This is a genomic window from Acinetobacter sp. TY2, assembly GCF_046269225.1.
In the GTDB taxonomy this organism is placed as follows: domain Bacteria; phylum Pseudomonadota; class Gammaproteobacteria; order Pseudomonadales; family Moraxellaceae; genus Acinetobacter.
Genome location: NZ_JBJZOR010000010.1, coordinates 16,982 through 34,982 on the forward strand (window position 1 = coordinate 16,982; position 18,001 = coordinate 34,982).

Genomic DNA, 18,001 nt, shown 5'->3' on the forward strand with positions numbered 1-18,001 from the left:
TTATGAATACACTTGAACAAGAACTAAGCCAAATTGCCCATTTTCAGTTTATCCACGAGCATTTATTTAGCTCAGGACAACCCACTGCTGAACAATTTCAACACATTAAAGAATATGGCATCGATACAGTCATTAATTTGGCATTTTCCGATGCCGAACCTAATTTAGACAATGAAGATAAAATCTGTGCTGAGCTTGGATTAAATTATATTCAAATCCCAATTTTATGGGACACGCCTGAAGATAATCAGTGCCTGTTTGTTTTGGATTTAATTGCCCATTTGGTACAAGAAAAAATGGTTTGGGTACACTGTGCTGCCAATAAACGTGTCAGTAGCTTGATCTATTTATACCGTCAGTATTATTTAGATATGGATATGCCAACAGCACAAGAGTTAATGCATGAAATTTGGGAACCAAATGAAACATGGACGGGACTCATTTATGCCGTTTCATTACAATTACAAGGACGTAAATCAACACAAGATTTACAGCATTCTTTAATGAATGCTGATCAATTTTCTTAATATTGTGTAAATTAAACTGTATGTAAATTAATACTTAAAGAGAATGGAGTTCAATTTCTGTTCTCTTTTTAGACTTATTTTTGGTGCATAATCAATACCGTCGCAGTCGATAAAATCCCTTCCTGACGTCCAGTAAAACCCAATTTTTCTGTCGTAGTCGCTTTTACGCTAATTTGCGTCACATCGACGTTTAAAATATCTGCAATACTTTGACGCATTTCCAAATTATGCTTCGCTAATTTTGGACGTTCACATGCCACAGTAATATCGGCATTACCTAACACATAGCCACGATCTAAAATCAATTGATAAACGTGTTTAAGCAATACTCTACTATCTGCACCTTTAAACTGAGCATCCGTATCTGGAAAATGTTGTCCAATATCTCCCAATGCTAGTGCACCCAATAAAGCATCACAGAGTGCATGTAAAACCACATCACCATCAGAGTGTGCTTTTAAACCCTGTGTATGTGGAATTTTAATTCCTGCTAGTGTCACAAAATCACCTTGTTCAAATGCATGTACATCCATACCTTGCCCTATACGGATTGGAATGATCATGTTAGACACCTCTCAACTGTTTTCGATACGGAATTAAACGTTTAATTGTTGTATATGCACCTGCGATTTCGCTATAGTACATCTGCATACATTGTGAAAGTATAAGCGATCATGCTGTTGAATACCGAGACTAAATTGATTAATAAACCACTGACCGTACTTCTACTGAGCGTTGTAGGTTTAAGCACAGCTTATGCACAGCCTATTCAATGTAATTCGACTCTAAATTTCGCAAATTCGAAGCTCATTTGTAGTGACAAACTTAGTCCTTTACGCGAACAGTTAAATGATAAATATTTAACTGCTTATTTGGTGACTGATGCCCCACTTCGCCTCATTGATGACACCCATCGCCTGTGGTTTAGTCGCTTACAACAATGTAAAAATACCGCTTGTGTCAAAGCACAATTTGAACTTCGCCTTGAAGACTTGAATTTTTATACATCAATGAATCAAAGCCTAACGCAGCATTTTATTAAGTATACAAATGGTAAAATGGCCAAATCACCTGTGCATCTACAAGTGCATCAACTCAGCAAAGATCGTATTAAAATTGAAGGTTTAGCTTATCGTAATCCCAATAACCGTACTTCAAGCCAAACTGTTTCTTTACTCGCCTATACCACTCCCGACAAAAAGAATGAAATTTTAGACAATGAGCATGATTGTAAATATCAACTCAACTTCCAAAAAGCACTTTTGGTGGTCAAAACGACACAAGTCGGCTGTGAAAAATTTAGTGGCATTTATCGCTTATATGATTGAAATAATCTAATTTAATTTTCTGATGATACTTATTCTAATCAACAGACCATTTAACTCAGCGCAACGCTAATAACGAGTGCAGATGTTCTTTTACATTACCCCACTCGCCTTTCACAATACTGTACATGATGGTATCTCGGATCGTAGCATCTTTTCGCATTGTATCTCCACGAATAACGCCATCTTTTTTCGCACCTAGACGCTCAATCGCTCGCTGACTTTTAAAATTAAATTGATCCGTTCGTAACCCTACTGTATTTACATTCAATTGTTCAAAAGCATATTCGAGAAGCAATAATTTACAAGTCGTATTCACATGCGTACGTTGCGCAGATTTCGCATACCACGTATAACCAATTTCATAGCGTTTTACATTTTCAAGAATATTGTGATAACTCGTTGTTCCTAAAATTTTTCCCGTATTTTCTTCAAGCACTGTAAATGGATAACGACTGCCATTTTCCTTTTGTATTAATGCTATTTCAATATAGTTTCGGACTACTGAAAAATGTGGTGTTGAGGTTATCCGTAAATTCCACAATTCACCATCTTTCACGGCTTCAGCTAAACCCTGTTCATGTTCATAACTTAATGGAACTAAACGAATATTATTGAGAACAAGTTCGATATTTTCTATAAACAAATTGGACTGCATAATCTGCTACCTTTCAGGTCACCGTGATGAATAAAATACTAAATTGCCAACGCTAAACAAATAACTCCACCTAATCCGAGCACCAAGCCCAATACTGTTGATGTTTTCATTTCTTCTTTAAATATAAATAAGCCTGCAATTACACCCAATAAAATCACCATAAAATTCATCCCTGCAAAAACAACCGCAGGAGAATCTTTTAACAAAATATGCGCTTTGACATACAATGCAATATTGGCAAAATTAAACAATCCAAGTAATAAACCTGCACATAAACTTTTAGCATGCCATTTGGTTTTTTTGATCAGTAAATATAAGATGCTTAAAATCAATGACATAAAAAACATTAAATTTAAACTAACAGCAAATTGCACACCTAAACTTGAGGTATATTTGAGTAGAATATCAATAAGTGCATAGCCTAACCATACACTGAGTAAAGCATACATGCCTTGTTTTGTGGATTTTTCGGATTGCTGCTGATGTGAATATAAAATACAACCCACAGCCCCTAAACCCAAAACAATTCCAATAATTTTTAAGGTCGAGAATTTTTCTTGAAATAAAAAATAGGCTGCACTGAGTGACAAAATTACCGCTAGTCGTTGTGCAATTTCAGTTTTAACGATACCTGCTGTCTGTAAAGATTTCGATAAACACAAAAATACGCTCGGAAGTGTAATACCGAGTAAAATAATAAGCCACCATGGCGTTTCCGATACCGAAATATGCGCTAAATCAGGCTTAAACCATAAATATGCTAGCAGGCTTGCAATCGCATAATTGGCAGTAATCATCTGCATAGGCACATAATTTTGTGCTTTAAACCATTTTAAAAGAATAGACACAATGACACTACATGTCGCTGCGGTAAAGATAAGTTCCATATGAATTCACTCATTTTTTACAAGAAAAAGCCCACATTTTGTGGGCTTTTTCTTATTCTAATCGTTTAATAATTTTAAAAATTATTTATAACGATCAACCATTTTCTCTAAAGAAATTGGACGAATTTTGTCAGCATTACCTGCTGTACCAAATTGTGTATAACGATCTACACAGATTTGCTTCATTGCAATTACAGTTTCTGCAAAGAATTTACGTGGATCGAATTCACTTGGTTTTTCAGCCATCATACGACGCATCGCACCTGTAGATGCTAAACGTAAATCTGTATCGATGTTGATTTTACGAACACCGTGTTTGATTGCTTCAACCAATTGCTCAACAGGAACACCATAAGTTTCTTTGATGTCTCCGCCATATTGGTTAATGATTGCAAGCCATTCTTGTGGAACAGAACTTGAACCATGCATAACAAGATGCGTATTTGGAATTGCAGCGTGAATTTCTTTAATACGCTCAATTGCCAAAATGTCTCCTGTAGGTGGACGTGTAAATTTGTACGCACCATGTGAAGTACCAACAGCAATTGCCAAGGCATCAACGTTTGTATCAGCAACAAACTGACGTGCTTCTTCAACAGAAGTGACTAGTTGAGAATGGTCAAGTACGCCTTCAGCGCCTACACCATCTTCTTCACCTGCCATACCTGTTTCAAGACTACCTAAAACGCCAATTTCGCCCTCTACAGAAACACCACATGCATGCGCCATTGCAACTGTACGACGAGTGACATCTACGTTATATTCGTATGACGTTGGTGTTTTACCATCAGCAGCCAAAGAACCATCCATCATTACTGATGAAAAACCCAATTGAATTGAACGCTGACAAACATCAGGATCAGTACCATGATCTTGGTGCATAACCACTGGAATATGTGGCCATTCTTCAATTGCCGCTAAAATCAAATGACGTAAAAACGGTGCACCCGCATATTTACGCGCGCCTGCCGAAGCTTGCACGATGACAGGTGAATTTGTTTCATCTGCGGCTAACATGATTGCACGCATTTGTTCTAAGTTGTTTACGTTAAACGCAGGAACACCGTAATTGTGTTCACCGGCATGATCCAAAAGCTGACGCAATGAAATAAGAGCCATAATATCCTCCCAAGCAATGCCCCATATTCTACATGCGGAAGTATTTCAATTCAGCAACAATATGTAGTATTTCAAAAAAAAGTCCCTGCATTGGCAGGGACTTTTTCTAAAAATATAGTATTTACTAAAATTATTGCGCTTTTGGTGCTTCTTCTTCTGTCGCATGTGTTGCCACATCTGCAGGTGCATTAGCTTTTTCAGCAGGAATATCTGTATTTTTTTCATCTAAAACGGGTTGGTCAAGTGCATCAATTGCTGCTTTTTGTTCTGCTGATATTGTTTCAGATTCTGTAGTCGCTGCGCTAGAAACTGCAACCTGTTCAGATGCAGGTGCATTTTCTTGTTTTGAACATGCAGTTAAAGCGAAAGGTAGAGCAATCAATGCTGCAAGTACAAATTTAAATTTCATCACATTTTTCCAATAATTGCTGACTGAATACAATGTATTTTATTTCAGCAATATTTCATTTTGATGACTTAATGATGAATGACAAACGAATGTGTCACAAAACCTTCAAAAACAAAAAAGGTCAGCCTAAGCCAACCTTTTAAATACATCATTTGTATATTACTTTTAAAGAATATGCTTAAGCACGTTCAATAAGTACAGCAACAGCAGGCAATGTTTTACCTTCTACAAACTCAAGGAAAGCCCCACCACCAGTAGAGATATAACCAATTTTGTCTGCAACGTCATATTTATCAATCGCAGCTAAAGTATCACCACCGCCAGCGATTGAGAAGCCTGCGGATTCTGCAATTGCCAATGAAAGTGCCTTAGTGCCTTCACCAAATTGATCAACTTCAAATACGCCAACTGGACCATTCCAAAGAATAGTTTTAGAGGTTTTTAGAATGTCCGCGAATACTTGTGCAGTTTCAGGACCGACATCTAAAATCATGTCGTTGTCTGTAACATCTTCAACTTTTTTAACTACAGCTTTTGCCACAGCAAGTGAACCTAAGAAATCATCAAAGTTAATTTCAGAAGCATCGGCAACCACAACGTCTGTAGGAAGTGGAACAGAAACTTTCGCAGCAATCGCTTTTGCTGTGTCAATTAAGTCATGTTCACACAATGATTTACCGACATTATAACCTGCTGCAGCAAGGAATGTATTGGCAATACCACCGCCCACGATCAATTGATCACATAAATCAGAAAGTGACGTTAAGACATCAAGCTTAGTCGATACTTTTGAACCTGCAACAATTGCAACCATTGGTTTTTCAGGAGTTTGAAGCGCACGACCTAAAGCATCCAATTCTGCTGCGAGTAAAGGACCTGCTGCTGCAACTTTCGCTAAACGTGCAACGCCTTCTGTTGATGCTTCTGCACGATGTGCTGTACCAAAAGCATCCATAACAAATACATCACAAAGTGCTGCATATTTTGCCGCAAGCTCAGGATTGTTTTTCTTTTCACCTTTGTTAAAACGACAGTTTTCAAGTAGTACCACTTGACCTGCTGCTACCTCAACGCCATCTAAATAATCAGTAAATAATTTTACATCTTGACCCAAAGCTTCAGTCAAATAAGCAGCAACTGGTGCTAAAGATTGTTCAGCTTTTGGTTCACCTTCAACAGGACGACCTAAATGTGAATACACCATTACCGCTGCACCTTTTTCAAGGGCAAGTTTGATTGTCGGTAAAGCTGCACGTAAACGTGCATCACTTGTAATCACGCCATTTTTAACAGGTACGTTTAAATCTTCTCGAATAAGTACACGCTTGCCTGCTAAATCGAGGTCAGTCATACGCTGAAAGTTCATGCATCGTTCTCTTATAGTCTAAAATCGCGTTGATTCTAAATGATTAGAGAAAAAAAGGTTAGCGACTTTTGTAGAAATGCTGTAGAAATGCTGTAGAAATTGTTAGTTTTGATTATTATAAGCAATCTCTGCATTATTTTAGTGATTTATGTCTTTTCATCCTGATCCAAAAATCAATGGTTTAAATGTCTTTGGTGAGCCATTGGCAAGTTGTTGTTTCCTACCTATTACAGGCTATTTCCGTAATGGTTTTTGCCATACTTCCCCTTCTGATCTGGGTCAACATACCATGTGTGCTGAAATGACCTCTGAATTTCTAAGTTATTCGCTAAGTACTGGTAATGATTTAACCACGCCTTTACCTGAACATGGTTTCCCGGGATTACAACCTGGTGATTTTTGGTGCATTTGCGTAACACGTTGGGTTCAAGCTTATCAAGATGGTCAAGCACCTCGTGTCAAAGCGGAAGCCTGTCATCAAGCAGTTTTATCTTATGTACCCTTAGATGTTGTTATGGAATATGCAGTCTAATGTCATATTCAGCATCTTCGATGAATAACCGAACTCAGATCATTTTGGCATCATCAAGTCAAACACGTAAAGACTTGATGAACCGCCTACGTTTAGATTATCTGTGCATTTCTCCCGATATTGATGAGTCACCTCAAGGTGAAACTCATGCAGATGATTTAGCGAAAAGATTGGCTTTTGAAAAAGCACAAGTGATTGCACAAGATCATCCTCATGCCATTGTCATTGGCTCAGATCAAGTGGCTTGGCGTGAGCATTCACCGCAAGAATTTATTGGTAAACCTTTGACTGTTGAAAAAGCCATTCAGCAATTGGAGGCAAATTCGGGTAAGAATGTTTATTTCAGTACAGCATTGAGTGTGCAACATTTAGCTTCAGGTTTTGAGCAAACCTTAGCGGAACATTATCATGTCAAGTTCCGCGATTTAAGTCTTGAAGAAATTCAGCGTTATGTGCTGTTGGATAGCCCTTTGCACTGTGCAGGAAGTTTTAAGTGTGAAAGTTTGGGAATTAGTCTGTTTGAACAAATGATTGGGCAAGATCAAACCACATTGATGGGTATGCCAATGATTCAGTTGTGTGGGATTTTGAGAACACTCGGAATTTTATTACCTTGAAAGTTAAATAAGCTCAAACCAATCTCATCTTTTTTCAATGATCTAAATAAACTTGTAAAAACTTGCACTACCCCCTTTGATCATAAGACAATACACTCAATATTGATTTAATTTTGCTTAGGCTATTTTCATGTCCCAACCTTTAGATGTTTTAGGCGGAATTACCGCAGAACAATTTCTCTCAGAATATTGGCAAAAAAAACCATTATTGGTACGTAATGCCCTGCCAGAAATCTCAGAGATTTTAGTTCCTGATGATGTGATGGAACTTGCCCTTGATGAAAATACAACTGCTCGTTTAATTAAACAAAAAGACAAAGACCCAAATCAGTGGACAGTGAAAAATTCACCACTTGTTAAAGGTGATTTCCAAAAAATGCCAAAATTTTGGACACTTCTTGTTCAAGCTGTAGATCATTATTCATTTGATTTAGCTGAACTTTGGAAAAAATTTCCCTTCATTCCACAATGGCGTCGTGATGACATTATGGTGTCATATGCACCTCAAGGCGGTTCTGTCGGAAAACATTTTGACTTTTATGATGTATTTCTTGTTCAAGGTTATGGACATCGTCGTTGGCAGTTGGGTCAAATGTGTGATACTGACTCTGCATTTGTCGAGGGTCAACCACTCAAATTACTCCCTGAAATAGACGTACATTTTGATGAAGTCCTTGCACCAGGTGACTTACTCTATGTGCCCCCAGGTTTATCACACTTTGGCGTGGCTGAAGATGAATGTCTCACTTACTCATTTGGTTTCCGCATGCCCAATGTTGCAGATATGATGGATCGTGTTAGTGATAAATTTATGTCAAATCAATCACTGCGCAATCCATTGATCGATGTCTTACGTAATCATCAAAATCCAATTGGTCAAGTGACTCAAGTAGAATTAGACCACCTCAAAGCTGAATTATTAGCAAAACTGAATGACTCTACCCTTTTAGAAGATGCCATTATGAGTCTAATGGCAGAGTCTAAATACCCTGAAAATATTCCTGAAGCAGAATCGATTGGTACAGGTGACTTGGAAGAAGTGCTTGAGCAAGGCTATTTACTGCAAATCGAGCCTGCTTCACGCTTAATTTATACTGAGCAAAACAATGTATTACTGTTTTGGGCAAATGGTGAATCTATCTGTATTTCAGCCCAATTTGCACCAACATTGAAAAAAATTGCAGATGGTCAAGCCGTAGAATTGAATATTGAATTGGCAGATGATGAGGTTTTAGAAAACATTGCAGGTCTACTCAATGAATCAATCATGATGCTAGTCCCAACTGAGGAATAGATTATATTTAGACTAAATTAGTCTCTTAAATTTTCGTTCTAAATCCATAAAAACCTGTGCAATTAATGATTGCACAGGTTTTTATTTTAACTCTTGTTAAATGCCAAAAAGTTAGAATGATTCTCAGCTCTAACAAATATATACTTGAGAATTCTCTTTTTAAATTGCAACGTAATCATCTATATAATTAGCAGGATTCTTAATAACAATGGCAAGCCCTTCGCAAGCAATAAGAAGTAAACTTTTAAATACTTTTTTTTCCCGTAATTCGGTCTGGTTTCTCTGCATTTTTATCGCCATTTATTTATCTTGGGTCATTTTATTTCAGCAATCTCATTTAATTTATTATTTTTTTTCAGACACTTTACTTAATGTTGTCTGGGTGATTAGTCTTTTCCTCACAGTTGTGGGCTTCTATGACGTGATCCAAGACAAACATGCCATTTTACGCAACTACCCAATTATGGGACATTTCCGCTTTTTTTTTGAAAGTTTTAGACCTGAGATTCGTCAATATTTCATTGAATCTGATGAAGATGCTTTACCCTTTTCACGCTCACAACGTAGCCTTGTATACCAACGTGCAAAAAATGAAAATGCCGATAAACCATTTGGTTCAATTATTGATGTCTATCAAGAAGATTATCGCTTTTTAACCCATTCCCTTGCGCCCCGCACACCTGCTGACTTTAAAACCTTCCGCATTCAAATTGGTAATGAACAATGTTCACAACCCTATAGTGCAGCGATTATGAATATCTCAGCAATGAGCTTCGGAAGCTTAAGCGCCAATGCGATTCGTGCCTTGAATAAAGGTGCCAAAATGGGCAATTTCTACCATGATACAGGTGAAGGCAGTTTAAGCCCTTATCATCTTGAAAATGGTGGTGATATTGTTTGGGAAATCGGTAGTGGTTATTTTGGCTGCCGTACACTTGATGGCAAATTTGATCCTGATAAATTTCAACAACAGGCAATCAACAACGATGTCATTAAAATGATTGAAATTAAACTTTCACAAGGGGCGAAACCCGGTCACGGCGGTATTTTACCCAAACATAAAATTACAGAAGAAATTTCACAGATTCGTGGTGTTCCTCGTGATCGTGACTGTGTATCACCTGCAAGTCATTCCGCATTTAGTACACCAATTGAAATGATGCAATTTATCCAAAAACTACGCATACTATCGGGTGGTAAACCTGTCGGTTTTAAACTATGTATTGGGCAACCATGGCAATTTATGAGCATTGTCAAAGCTATGCTTGAAACAAAAATTGTACCCGATTTTATTGTAGTAGATGGTTCTGAAGGTGGTACAGGTGCAGCACCAATTGAGCTGATTGATCACATGGGAACACCATTACGTGAAGCCCTACTTTTTGTGCACAATACACTGGTTGGTGCAGGCTTAAGAGATCAAATTAAAATTGGTGCCAGTGGTAAAATCATCAGTGCTTTTGATATTGCAAGCATCATGGCGATGGGTGCCGATTGGGTCAATTCTGCACGTGGCTTTATGTTTGCCGTAGGTTGTGTGCAAGCGCAAAGTTGCCATACAAACCAATGTCCTGTTGGGGTTGCAACACAAGATGCTCAACGTCAAAAAGCACTTGATGTTCCGACCAAAGCAGATCGGGTATTTCATTTTCAACAAAATACAATGAAAGCACTTGCAGAAATGCTTGCTGCCGCTGGTTTAGAGCATCCAAATGAAATTAAAGCGCATCATCTTGCACAGCGCATTAGCGACCGTGAAATCAAAAACTATGCGCAGCTACATTTTTGGTTAAAAGAAGGTGAATTGCTCAATTGTGAAAACAAAGATGATGAAAACTTTTATTTCAGAATGTGGAATTTAGCTGTTGCAGATCGATTCTAATGGTGCACGCTTTATGATGTGCTCTTTAATATTCTGAAAGATCCTCCTTCTCCCGAAAGGAGAAGGAAATTTAAATATTTTTACTCATGCCATCTATGCATCAAAATACAACTAAATTTCATTTAAGATCTTTCATAAAATTTTGAAAAATAGCATACCATGAGTATTCAACCTGATAATATGTAGTAAATCTTCCACCTCATTTTACTCACTATTTTTCATTCAAATTCAAAAGTTGGTAATTGTTTCATGAACTCAAGTTTGTCTTTATTACATCCCTATCCATTTGAAAAGTTAAATAAACTTTTTCAGGATGTGCAACCTGCTGCACTGCCACAGATTCCTCTGTCGATTGGTGAACCAAAGCATCCTGCACCTGAGTTTGTCAAACAAGCAATTATTGATAACTTCCAACATCTTTCGACTTATCCAAACAGCAAAGGTTTACCTGAATTACGTCAAAGTATTGCCAATTGGTTAACTCGTCGCTTTAAACTCAATAATATCAGTGCAGAAGATCACATCATTCCTGTTACTGGTACACGTGAAGGCATTTTTTCTTTTGTTCAAGCCTTGATTAACCGTGATGAAGCACCTTATGTGGTAATGCCAAATCCGTTTTATCAAATTTATGAAGGCGCAACTTTACTTGCAGGCGCACAACCCTATTTTATCAACTGCACCGAAGAAAATGATTATCTAGGTGACTTTGATGCTGTTCCTGCCGAAGTTTGGGAAAAAACAGCATTACTCTTTGTCTGTACACCGGGAAATCCTACAGGTGCCGTATTATCAAAAGGACAATTTAAAAAACTAATCGCTTTATCTGACCAATACAATTTTGTAATTGCATCGGATGAATGCTATTCGGAACTCTGGTTCGATGAAGCACCTGTTGGTTTACTCGAAGTTTGCGCTGAAATGGGACGTGATGACTATAAAAATTGTGTCGTTTTCCATTCATTGTCTAAGCGCTCAAACTTACCAGGCATGCGTTCAGGCTTTGTTGCGGGTGATGCAACTTTATTGAAACCATATTTAAAGTTCCGCACCTATCACGGTGCAGCAATGCCTGTTCAACATCAGCTTGCTTCAATTGCAGCATGGAATGATGAAACCCACGTAGAAGAAAACCGTGTTCAATACCGCGCTAAATTTGATCTTTTCCAAAAAGAATTGGGACATTTATTACCACTGAAAAAACCTGATGCAGGCTTTTACTATTGGCTCAAAGTCGATAATGATGAAAATTTCGCCAAGATGCTCATGGAAAAAGCTCACATTAAAGTATTACCAGGTCGTTATTTATCTCGTGAAACAGAGCAAGGGAACCCTGGTGAAAATCATGTCCGTCTTGCACTCGTTGCAGATCTTGAACAATGTGCAGAAGTAGTTAAACGATTAAAATCTATTCTTTAAGTATTTAGATTTGATCAATAAAAATGGGCTACACAGCCCATTTTTTACTTAAATACTCATCAAATTACCATTTATACGTTACACGCATATCCACTGCACATTCAGCCCCATAGTAACAATAGAATGAACATGCACTTACTTATTCCTTATTACTCAAATTCGTCGCATTAACTTGTACATCAAACTGCTCATTTAGCGGATAACTAAGCATCGCATCATATAGCGTATAAGGATCCACCTTATATCCTTCATAATATTGTTCATCATTCGTACTACCGATATAACGAATTCCAGCCCCCAAGACGCAGTCCATTTAAAATGATACGGTGTAGATTGATGCACTGGGTTAAACATGTCTATCGGTGGGGCAAAACCATTATTCACACCATCAGTTTTATTTTTATAATAATCGACGCCTATCATAACTTTATTTTTAATATTGCCAATTTCAAATGACTTCATTAAACGATTGTCTATACTATTGGTTTCCGAGACACCCAAAATAATAAAACAAATTCACAACTATTCGCTCAAACAAATTTTCATCAATATCATCTTAGTAATTAGCTAAGTCTTTACATCAATTACTGTAATTTAACATTTTGAATAATATTATAAGTCAAATTTTCATCAGGATAAGGCATTGCCTTTAATTTAGCTTTTTTAATTGCAGAGACAACTTTCTGATCCGTTTTACTACTACCTGTTGATTCTAAAAGTTCTACATTCTGAATGCGCCCATCAGGAAAAGCGGTAATTTTGACTTCAATATTTTCTTTACCTGCTTTAACTTCATTGTTACTTAAATTAAAAACAGGTGCCTTTTCCCATCCCCGCTTATAACGATTTACGTATTCATCCGCATTAAAATCATCTTTTATGTCAGGATAACCATCCATAAACGTACTCTGATTTAACACACTTAATAATTGCTTGCTTTTATCCGATTCAGGACTAGCAAAAGTAGTTTGTACAAGTATTACTGATACGATTATAAGTAAAATTTTAGTTTTCATTGTTATCTAAGTATGACCCTGTTCGGCGTTTTAATTACTTCGTCTGATGATAACGCAAATTACAAAAAAATTAAATTTTATTACAATACCTATAACTTATAAGTCCAATAAGTCCATCAATTGAATTGCATCAACTCAACACCTCTACTCACTTTAACTACAAGCAGATTAATTTTTAAGATTAGGCGATTCTTTGATCGCCTAAAATTCATAATTGTATTCTAATGATTTAAATTTACTTCGCCAATTCCTGTTCAATATCTGCTATTAGCGTTTCAGGCTTTGTTGTCGGTGCATAACGATTCACCACTTGCCCTTTTTTATTGATTAAAAATTTAGTGAAATTCCATTTAATACCATTACCCAAAACACCTTTACTGTTATTGGTTAAATAGCGAAATACAATATGGGCTTCAGGACCTTTGACATCAACTTTGGCAAACATAGGAAACGTCACACCATAATTGCGCTGACAGAACTCACCAATTTGCTCATTGCTCCCTGGGTCTTGTCCTCCGAATTGATTACTTGGAAAGCCTAAGACTTCAAAACCCTGATTTTTATATTGTTCATATAATTTTTCAAGACCAGCAAACTGTGGTGTAAAACCACACTTGCTTGCCGTATTCACAATCAATAATACTTTTCCTTCGTAATCTGACAGTGACTTATTTTGCCCTTCCAATAGTTCAGCTTCAAATTGATAAATGCTGGTCATGGATATGTATCCTCATCATTTTTTTCTTGTGTTTTTAATTCAAGTGAAGCGGAATTGACACAGTAGCGCAATCCGGTCGGTTCTGGACCATCTTCAAAGACATGCCCCAAATGCGCATCACAGTGGTGACACACAATTTCTGTACGCTCCATACCATGTGTATGGTCATCGTGCTCTTCTATCGCAGTTCCATTAAGTGCCTTATAAAAACTCGGCCAACCACAGCCGCTATCGTATTTATTATCTGAACTAAATAGTGCTTCTCCACAACAACGACAGACGTAAGTTCCTTGTTGTTTAGTGTCCCAATATTTCCCCGTAAAAGCAGCTTCCGTTCCTTTTTGGCGAGTGATCCTAAACTCTTCTGGTGATAACTCTCTTTGCCATTCACGGTCTGTCTTATTGAGTTTTCCCATCATTAAACTCCTTTAATTCTTCGAGATTCAATGTCATGCTCTCCGTACTTCCATATTTACGCTGTCATTTAAAAAAATTCCAGCTAAATTTCAACATAGATTGTGATATTTCAGTAATCTATTTTTCTAACTCAAAATAATTGGATGGGATTATGTCCGTTTTAGGTAACACTTCTCCACGCGAAATCAAAAAATCGTCAAAGCTCGAGCATGTATGCTACGACATTCGTGGGCCAGTGTTAAGAGCCGCCAATGAGATGGAAGAAGCCGGACATAAAATTATTAAACTCAATATCGGCAATCCTGCACCTTTTGGTTTTGAAGCACCACAAGAAATTATTAAAGATGTCGCTTTAAACTTACCAAATGCGATTGGTTATACTGATTCAAAAGGAATTTTTCCTGCGCGTAAAGCCATTTGTCAGTACTATCAACAAAAAGGTATTTTAGACATGCATGTCAATGACGTGTATATCGGCAATGGTGTGTCTGAACTGATTGTGATGGCAATGCAAGGTCTGCTTGATGATGGCGATGAAATGCTTATTCCAATGCCTGACTATCCGCTATGGACTGCTGCAGTGAATTTATCAGGTGGTACAGCAATTCACTATAAATGTGATGACCAAAACCATTGGTACCCTGACATTGCAGACATGGAAAGTAAAATCACGCCAAATACGCGTGGTATTGTGATTATTAATCCAAATAATCCAACAGGTTCTGTGTACCCACGCCATGTACTTGAACAAATTGTTGCACTTGCAAAAAAATACGACTTAATTTTATTTGCTGATGAAATTTACGACAAAATTATTTATGACGGTATTGAACACGTTGCTGTTGCTGCGCTTGCAGGAGATCAATTGTGCGTATCGTTTAATGGTTTATCTAAAGCTTACCGTATTGCAGGCTATCGTTCGGGTTGGATGGCTATTACTGGTGATAAATCACGTGCTACAGATTATATTGAAGGTTTAGATATGCTCGCATCTATGCGTTTATGTGCTAATCATCAAGCTCAATATGCTATTCAAACTGCTTTAGGTGGTTATCAGTCCATTAATGACTTGATTCGTCCCGGCGGTCGTTTATATGAGCAACGTAATATTGCTTGGGAAATGCTCAATGAAATTCCTGGTGTAAGTTGTGTAAAACCTGAAGGTGCAATGTATTGCTTCCCTAAACTAGATCCTGAAATTTATCCAATTCAGGATGACGAAAAATTTATGCTCGATTTTTTACGTGCAGAAAAAGTACTTTTAGTTCAAGGAACTGGTTTTAATTGGCCTACACCTGATCATTTCCGTGTGGTGTTCTTACCTGCTGAAAATGAACTTCGTGAAGCAATGACTCGTTTAGGTCGCTTCTTGGCAAAATTGCGTTAATGTTAATATTAAGTTAAATAAGAATGATCAAAAAGGCACTCAGTTGAGTGCCTTTTTTGTCTAAAAAATCATATATACCTTTTATTTTATTTTTAAAATAGCGTTATAAAGCAATTTATTTATCCAATATTCAACAATAAATACATACACTATAAATTTGAATGATCATTTAAAACTTCACATTTTAAAATCAGTATAGGCAAATACAACTCATCTGTATTAATTTAAAAGTTGGTACAAAAAATGCTTAGAACATGGACAGAATTTTAAAGGAATCTTTATGAAAAGAACAATTTCAGCACTTACACTTAGTTTAAGCCTATTACTTCCATGTATGGTTTTTGCCAAAAATAATGTCGTTGTCGTTGCAACGGGCGGTACAATTGCGGGGGCAGGTGCTAGCTCTACAAATAGTGCGACTTACACAGCGGCAAAAGTCCCTGTTGATGCATTACTCAATGCTGTTCCACAAATACAAAACCTTGCCAATGTCACAGGCGTGCAGGCGATGCAAGTCGCATCTGAAAGTATTACCGACAAGGAATTATTGTCTCTTGCTCGTCAAGTTAATGATTTATTGAAAAAACCCGATGTAAATGGTGTCGTCATTACACATGGTACAGATACTCTTGAGGAAACTGCATTTTTTCTTAATTTAGTCATTCATTCTGACAAACCTATTGTGGTAGTTGGGTCAATGCGCCCCGGAACTGCACTCTCTGCTGATGGTCCATTGAACCTTTATAGTGCAGTTGCGCTCGCTGCTGATGACAGTGCAAAAGGCAAAGGTACTTTTGTTCTCATGAATGATGATATTTTTGCAGCTAGAGATGTAACAAAATCGATCAATATTCACACCAATGCTTTTACAAGCCAATGGGGTTCGCTTGGTATGCTTGTTGAAGGCAAGCCCTATTGGTTCCGTAATACAGTAAAACGCCATAACAACAGTTCAGAATTTAATATTGAAAATATCAAAGGCGACAACCTCCCTCCAGTACAAATTGTTTATGGCTCAGGCAATATGCTCCCTGATGCCTATAATGCTTTTGCTAAAGCAGGTGTAAAAGCGATTATCAATGCAGGAACAGGCAATGGTTCTGTAGCAAATTATATTGTACCGACCTTGAATGAACTCCAAAAACAAGGCGTTCAAATCATTCGCTCATCTCGTGTTCCACAAGGCTTTGTCCTACGTAACGCAGAACAACCCGATGATAAATATGGTTGGGTTGTCGCACATGACCTCAATCCACAAAAAGCTAAACTGCTTGCTGCACTTGCGCTGACTAAAACTATCGATGCAAAAGAAATTCAGCGTATATTTTGGGATTATTAGGATTAAGACCTGTTAAATCTAATCACAAATAAACCTTGAAAATAAAAAGTGCCTGAAAATTCAGGCACTTTTTATTTATACGATTCAAAGTAATAATATGATATTCACATCAATATCATGCTGTCGTCTTTATTAATCTGCATACCGTGCGCGGTATTCTTTTGATTTACGAATGTCTTTTTTCAAACCAAAACCACCTTCTTCATACAAATCGGCCAAATTTTCTAGTGAGCTTGAATCACCTAATTCAACGGCTTGCTCATAATATTCTGCTGCCTTTTTATAATCCTTTTTCACACCTTCGCCATTTTCATACAGCAAGCCAATGTTTGAAGCTGCGAGTTCATTACCCTGATCATAAGCAAGATTATATAAACGCATTGCTTCAGCATAATTTTGTTCTACACCTTCCCCTAAGTGATACATCGTACCTAAGTTGTTCTGTGCTTCATCATAGTCCTGAGCTGCAGCTAAACGATAATATTTGACCGCTAAAGCTTTGTCTTCGTCAACATTAATACCATTGGCATAATTATAGCCCAAATGATTTTGTGCCTGTGCATAACCACCATCTGCTGCTTTTTTTATCCATTCAATTGATTTTTTAGGATTGGCTTCAACACCATCTTCACCTTCTTCAAGCATTGAACCAATATAATATTGTGAAAATGCATGCCCTTTATTGGCTGCTTTCAAATACCACTTCATCGCTTCAGGATTATTTTCTTCGACAAATTCGCCGTTGTCATACATATAACCCACTGAAAAAATGCCGTCTAAATTTCCTTTTGCCGCTGACTTTTTATACCATTCAAAAGCTTGTTCGTAATCTTGTTCAACATTGTTACCTTGGTAATAAGCTTCGCCTAAATCATACTGCGCTTGAGCATCACCTTTTTCAGCTTTTTTAACCAATGCAGCGCTATATTCAACAGCTTCGTCAGCATAAACATTTGGGACAATAGAACATGCTAAAAATAATGACAATGCGAGTGCTTTAATTTTCATAACTTTAATTTTTCCCAGTCTATGATTTTTCAGTTGTATAAAAAGATACTTAAAAATTATTCTAGTGCACCATCATAAATG

General features: G+C 37.2%; 20 protein-coding genes. 9 read left to right on the top strand and 11 right to left on the bottom strand.

Features of this window, described 5'->3' with window-relative positions:
* Positions 1–2 precede the first annotated feature (2 nt).
* The gene (locus tag ACK1JC_RS08100) at positions 3–527 is read left to right on the top strand and encodes a protein tyrosine phosphatase family protein (RefSeq protein WP_409511464.1); all 525 of its coding nucleotides are present in this window, start codon (positions 3–5) and stop codon (positions 525–527) included.
* A gap of 74 nt (positions 528–601) precedes the next feature.
* Here the strand turns inward: ACK1JC_RS08100 and ispF are convergent, their stop codons facing one another.
* Positions 602–1,090, bottom strand: a complete 489-nt coding sequence (gene ispF, locus ACK1JC_RS08105) for a 2-C-methyl-D-erythritol 2,4-cyclodiphosphate synthase (RefSeq protein ID WP_409511356.1) — start codon at positions 1,088–1,090, stop codon at positions 602–604.
* Positions 1,091–1,201: 111 nt separating this feature from the next.
* Here ispF and ACK1JC_RS08110 point away from each other — a divergent pair, with 111 nt between their 5' ends.
* Positions 1,202–1,855 (top strand): hypothetical protein, encoded by a 654-nt coding sequence (locus ACK1JC_RS08110; protein WP_409511357.1) that lies wholly within the window; start codon positions 1,202–1,204, stop codon positions 1,853–1,855.
* 55 nt (positions 1,856–1,910) lie between these two features.
* On the opposite strand, the gene ACK1JC_RS08115 is transcribed toward ACK1JC_RS08110, so the two are convergent.
* The 5 genes from ACK1JC_RS08115 to ACK1JC_RS08135 form a co-directional block, all read right to left on the bottom strand.
* Entirely contained in the window at positions 1,911–2,510 is a 600-nt protein-coding gene (locus ACK1JC_RS08115; protein ID WP_409511358.1) for a GNAT family N-acetyltransferase, read from the bottom strand.
* A gap of 38 nt (positions 2,511–2,548) precedes the next feature.
* Entirely contained in the window at positions 2,549–3,397 is an 849-nt protein-coding gene (locus ACK1JC_RS08120) for an EamA family transporter (protein WP_409511359.1), read from the bottom strand.
* Positions 3,398–3,478: 81 nt separating this feature from the next.
* Complete coding sequence (gene fba / locus ACK1JC_RS08125; protein ID WP_409511360.1) at positions 3,479–4,516, bottom strand: class II fructose-bisphosphate aldolase; 1,038 nt, start codon at positions 4,514–4,516, stop codon at positions 3,479–3,481.
* Between the two features lie 130 nt (positions 4,517–4,646).
* The gene (locus ACK1JC_RS08130; protein WP_409511361.1) at positions 4,647–4,925 is read right to left on the bottom strand and encodes a hypothetical protein; all 279 of its coding nucleotides are present in this window, start codon (positions 4,923–4,925) and stop codon (positions 4,647–4,649) included.
* 178 nt (positions 4,926–5,103) lie between these two features.
* The gene (locus ACK1JC_RS08135) at positions 5,104–6,291 is read right to left on the bottom strand and encodes a phosphoglycerate kinase (protein WP_409511362.1); all 1,188 of its coding nucleotides are present in this window, start codon (positions 6,289–6,291) and stop codon (positions 5,104–5,106) included.
* A gap of 148 nt (positions 6,292–6,439) precedes the next feature.
* Between ACK1JC_RS08135 and ACK1JC_RS08140 the strand changes: the two genes are divergently transcribed.
* From ACK1JC_RS08140 to dapC, 5 genes are all read left to right on the top strand, one after another.
* Positions 6,440–6,823, top strand: coding sequence for a DUF2237 family protein (locus tag ACK1JC_RS08140; RefSeq protein WP_409511363.1), 384 nt, complete (start codon positions 6,440–6,442; stop codon positions 6,821–6,823).
* 20 nt (positions 6,824–6,843) lie between these two features.
* Positions 6,844–7,440: a Maf family protein gene (locus ACK1JC_RS08145; protein ID WP_409511465.1), complete on the top strand. Its 597-nt coding sequence runs from the start codon at positions 6,844–6,846 to the stop codon at positions 7,438–7,440.
* 130 nt (positions 7,441–7,570) lie between these two features.
* Positions 7,571–8,734 carry a JmjC domain-containing protein gene (locus ACK1JC_RS08150; protein WP_409511364.1) on the top strand — a complete coding sequence of 388 codons (1,164 nt, stop codon included), beginning with the start codon at positions 7,571–7,573 and terminating at the stop codon, positions 8,732–8,734.
* A gap of 208 nt (positions 8,735–8,942) precedes the next feature.
* Complete coding sequence (locus tag ACK1JC_RS08155; RefSeq protein ID WP_409511365.1) at positions 8,943–10,616, top strand: FMN-binding glutamate synthase family protein; 1,674 nt, start codon at positions 8,943–8,945, stop codon at positions 10,614–10,616.
* A gap of 249 nt (positions 10,617–10,865) precedes the next feature.
* Positions 10,866–12,035 (top strand): succinyldiaminopimelate transaminase, encoded by a 1,170-nt coding sequence (dapC, locus tag ACK1JC_RS08160; protein ID WP_409511366.1) that lies wholly within the window; start codon positions 10,866–10,868, stop codon positions 12,033–12,035.
* Between the two features lie 139 nt (positions 12,036–12,174).
* Here the strand turns inward: dapC and ACK1JC_RS08165 are convergent, their stop codons facing one another.
* The 4 genes from ACK1JC_RS08165 to msrB form a co-directional block, all read right to left on the bottom strand.
* The gene (locus ACK1JC_RS08165; protein ID WP_409511367.1) at positions 12,175–12,336 is read right to left on the bottom strand and encodes a TonB-dependent receptor domain-containing protein; all 162 of its coding nucleotides are present in this window, start codon (positions 12,334–12,336) and stop codon (positions 12,175–12,177) included.
* 283 nt (positions 12,337–12,619) lie between these two features.
* Complete coding sequence (locus tag ACK1JC_RS08170; RefSeq protein ID WP_409511368.1) at positions 12,620–13,051, bottom strand: energy transducer TonB; 432 nt, start codon at positions 13,049–13,051, stop codon at positions 12,620–12,622.
* A gap of 235 nt (positions 13,052–13,286) precedes the next feature.
* On the bottom strand, positions 13,287–13,769 hold the full coding sequence (locus ACK1JC_RS08175) for a glutathione peroxidase (RefSeq protein ID WP_409511369.1): 483 nt from the start codon (positions 13,767–13,769) through the stop codon (positions 13,287–13,289).
* Complete coding sequence (gene msrB, locus ACK1JC_RS08180; RefSeq protein ID WP_409511370.1) at positions 13,766–14,185, bottom strand: peptide-methionine (R)-S-oxide reductase MsrB; 420 nt, start codon at positions 14,183–14,185, stop codon at positions 13,766–13,768. The genes ACK1JC_RS08175 and msrB overlap by 4 nt, the downstream gene beginning before the upstream one ends.
* Positions 14,186–14,337: 152 nt before the next feature.
* On the opposite strand from msrB, the gene ACK1JC_RS08185 reads away from it, so the two are divergent.
* Together ACK1JC_RS08185 and ACK1JC_RS08190 are read left to right on the top strand one after the other, a co-directional pair.
* Positions 14,338–15,573 (top strand): pyridoxal phosphate-dependent aminotransferase, encoded by a 1,236-nt coding sequence (locus tag ACK1JC_RS08185; protein ID WP_409511371.1) that lies wholly within the window; start codon positions 14,338–14,340, stop codon positions 15,571–15,573.
* A gap of 280 nt (positions 15,574–15,853) precedes the next feature.
* Entirely contained in the window at positions 15,854–16,912 is a 1,059-nt protein-coding gene (locus tag ACK1JC_RS08190) for an asparaginase (protein WP_409511372.1), read from the top strand.
* 132 nt (positions 16,913–17,044) lie between these two features.
* Here ACK1JC_RS08190 and ACK1JC_RS08195 read toward each other — a convergent pair whose 3' ends face one another.
* A complete protein-coding gene (locus tag ACK1JC_RS08195) occupies positions 17,045–17,920 on the bottom strand; it encodes a tetratricopeptide repeat protein (RefSeq protein ID WP_409511373.1) in 876 nt (291 codons plus the stop codon).
* Positions 17,921–18,001: the final 81 nt, after the last annotated feature.

Coding starts and splice junctions, on each gene's coding strand:
- ACK1JC_RS08195 (WP_409511373.1), bottom strand. CDS start 17,920: ATGAAAATTAAAGCACTCGCATTGTCATTATTTTTAGCATGTTCTATT.
- msrB (WP_409511370.1), bottom strand. CDS start 14,185: ATGGGAAAACTCAATAAGACAGACCGTGAATGGCAAAGAGAGTTATCA.
- fba (WP_409511360.1), bottom strand. CDS start 4,516: ATGGCTCTTATTTCATTGCGTCAGCTTTTGGATCATGCCGGTGAACAC.
- ACK1JC_RS08110 (WP_409511357.1), top strand. CDS start 1,202: ATGCTGTTGAATACCGAGACTAAATTGATTAATAAACCACTGACCGTA.
- ACK1JC_RS08145 (WP_409511465.1), top strand. CDS start 6,844: ATGAATAACCGAACTCAGATCATTTTGGCATCATCAAGTCAAACACGT.
- ACK1JC_RS08150 (WP_409511364.1), top strand. CDS start 7,571: ATGTCCCAACCTTTAGATGTTTTAGGCGGAATTACCGCAGAACAATTT.
- ACK1JC_RS08175 (WP_409511369.1), bottom strand. CDS start 13,769: ATGACCAGCATTTATCAATTTGAAGCTGAACTATTGGAAGGGCAAAAT.
- ACK1JC_RS08190 (WP_409511372.1), top strand. CDS start 15,854: ATGAAAAGAACAATTTCAGCACTTACACTTAGTTTAAGCCTATTACTT.
- ACK1JC_RS08155 (WP_409511365.1), top strand. CDS start 8,943: ATGGCAAGCCCTTCGCAAGCAATAAGAAGTAAACTTTTAAATACTTTT.
- dapC (WP_409511366.1), top strand. CDS start 10,866: ATGAACTCAAGTTTGTCTTTATTACATCCCTATCCATTTGAAAAGTTA.
- ACK1JC_RS08185 (WP_409511371.1), top strand. CDS start 14,338: ATGTCCGTTTTAGGTAACACTTCTCCACGCGAAATCAAAAAATCGTCA.
- ACK1JC_RS08130 (WP_409511361.1), bottom strand. CDS start 4,925: ATGAAATTTAAATTTGTACTTGCAGCATTGATTGCTCTACCTTTCGCT.
- ACK1JC_RS08120 (WP_409511359.1), bottom strand. CDS start 3,397: ATGGAACTTATCTTTACCGCAGCGACATGTAGTGTCATTGTGTCTATT.
- ispF (WP_409511356.1), bottom strand. CDS start 1,090: ATGATCATTCCAATCCGTATAGGGCAAGGTATGGATGTACATGCATTT.
- ACK1JC_RS08170 (WP_409511368.1), bottom strand. CDS start 13,051: ATGAAAACTAAAATTTTACTTATAATCGTATCAGTAATACTTGTACAA.
- ACK1JC_RS08135 (WP_409511362.1), bottom strand. CDS start 6,291: ATGAACTTTCAGCGTATGACTGACCTCGATTTAGCAGGCAAGCGTGTA.
- ACK1JC_RS08100 (WP_409511464.1), top strand. CDS start 3: ATGAATACACTTGAACAAGAACTAAGCCAAATTGCCCATTTTCAGTTT.
- ACK1JC_RS08115 (WP_409511358.1), bottom strand. CDS start 2,510: ATGCAGTCCAATTTGTTTATAGAAAATATCGAACTTGTTCTCAATAAT.
- ACK1JC_RS08140 (WP_409511363.1), top strand. CDS start 6,440: ATGTCTTTTCATCCTGATCCAAAAATCAATGGTTTAAATGTCTTTGGT.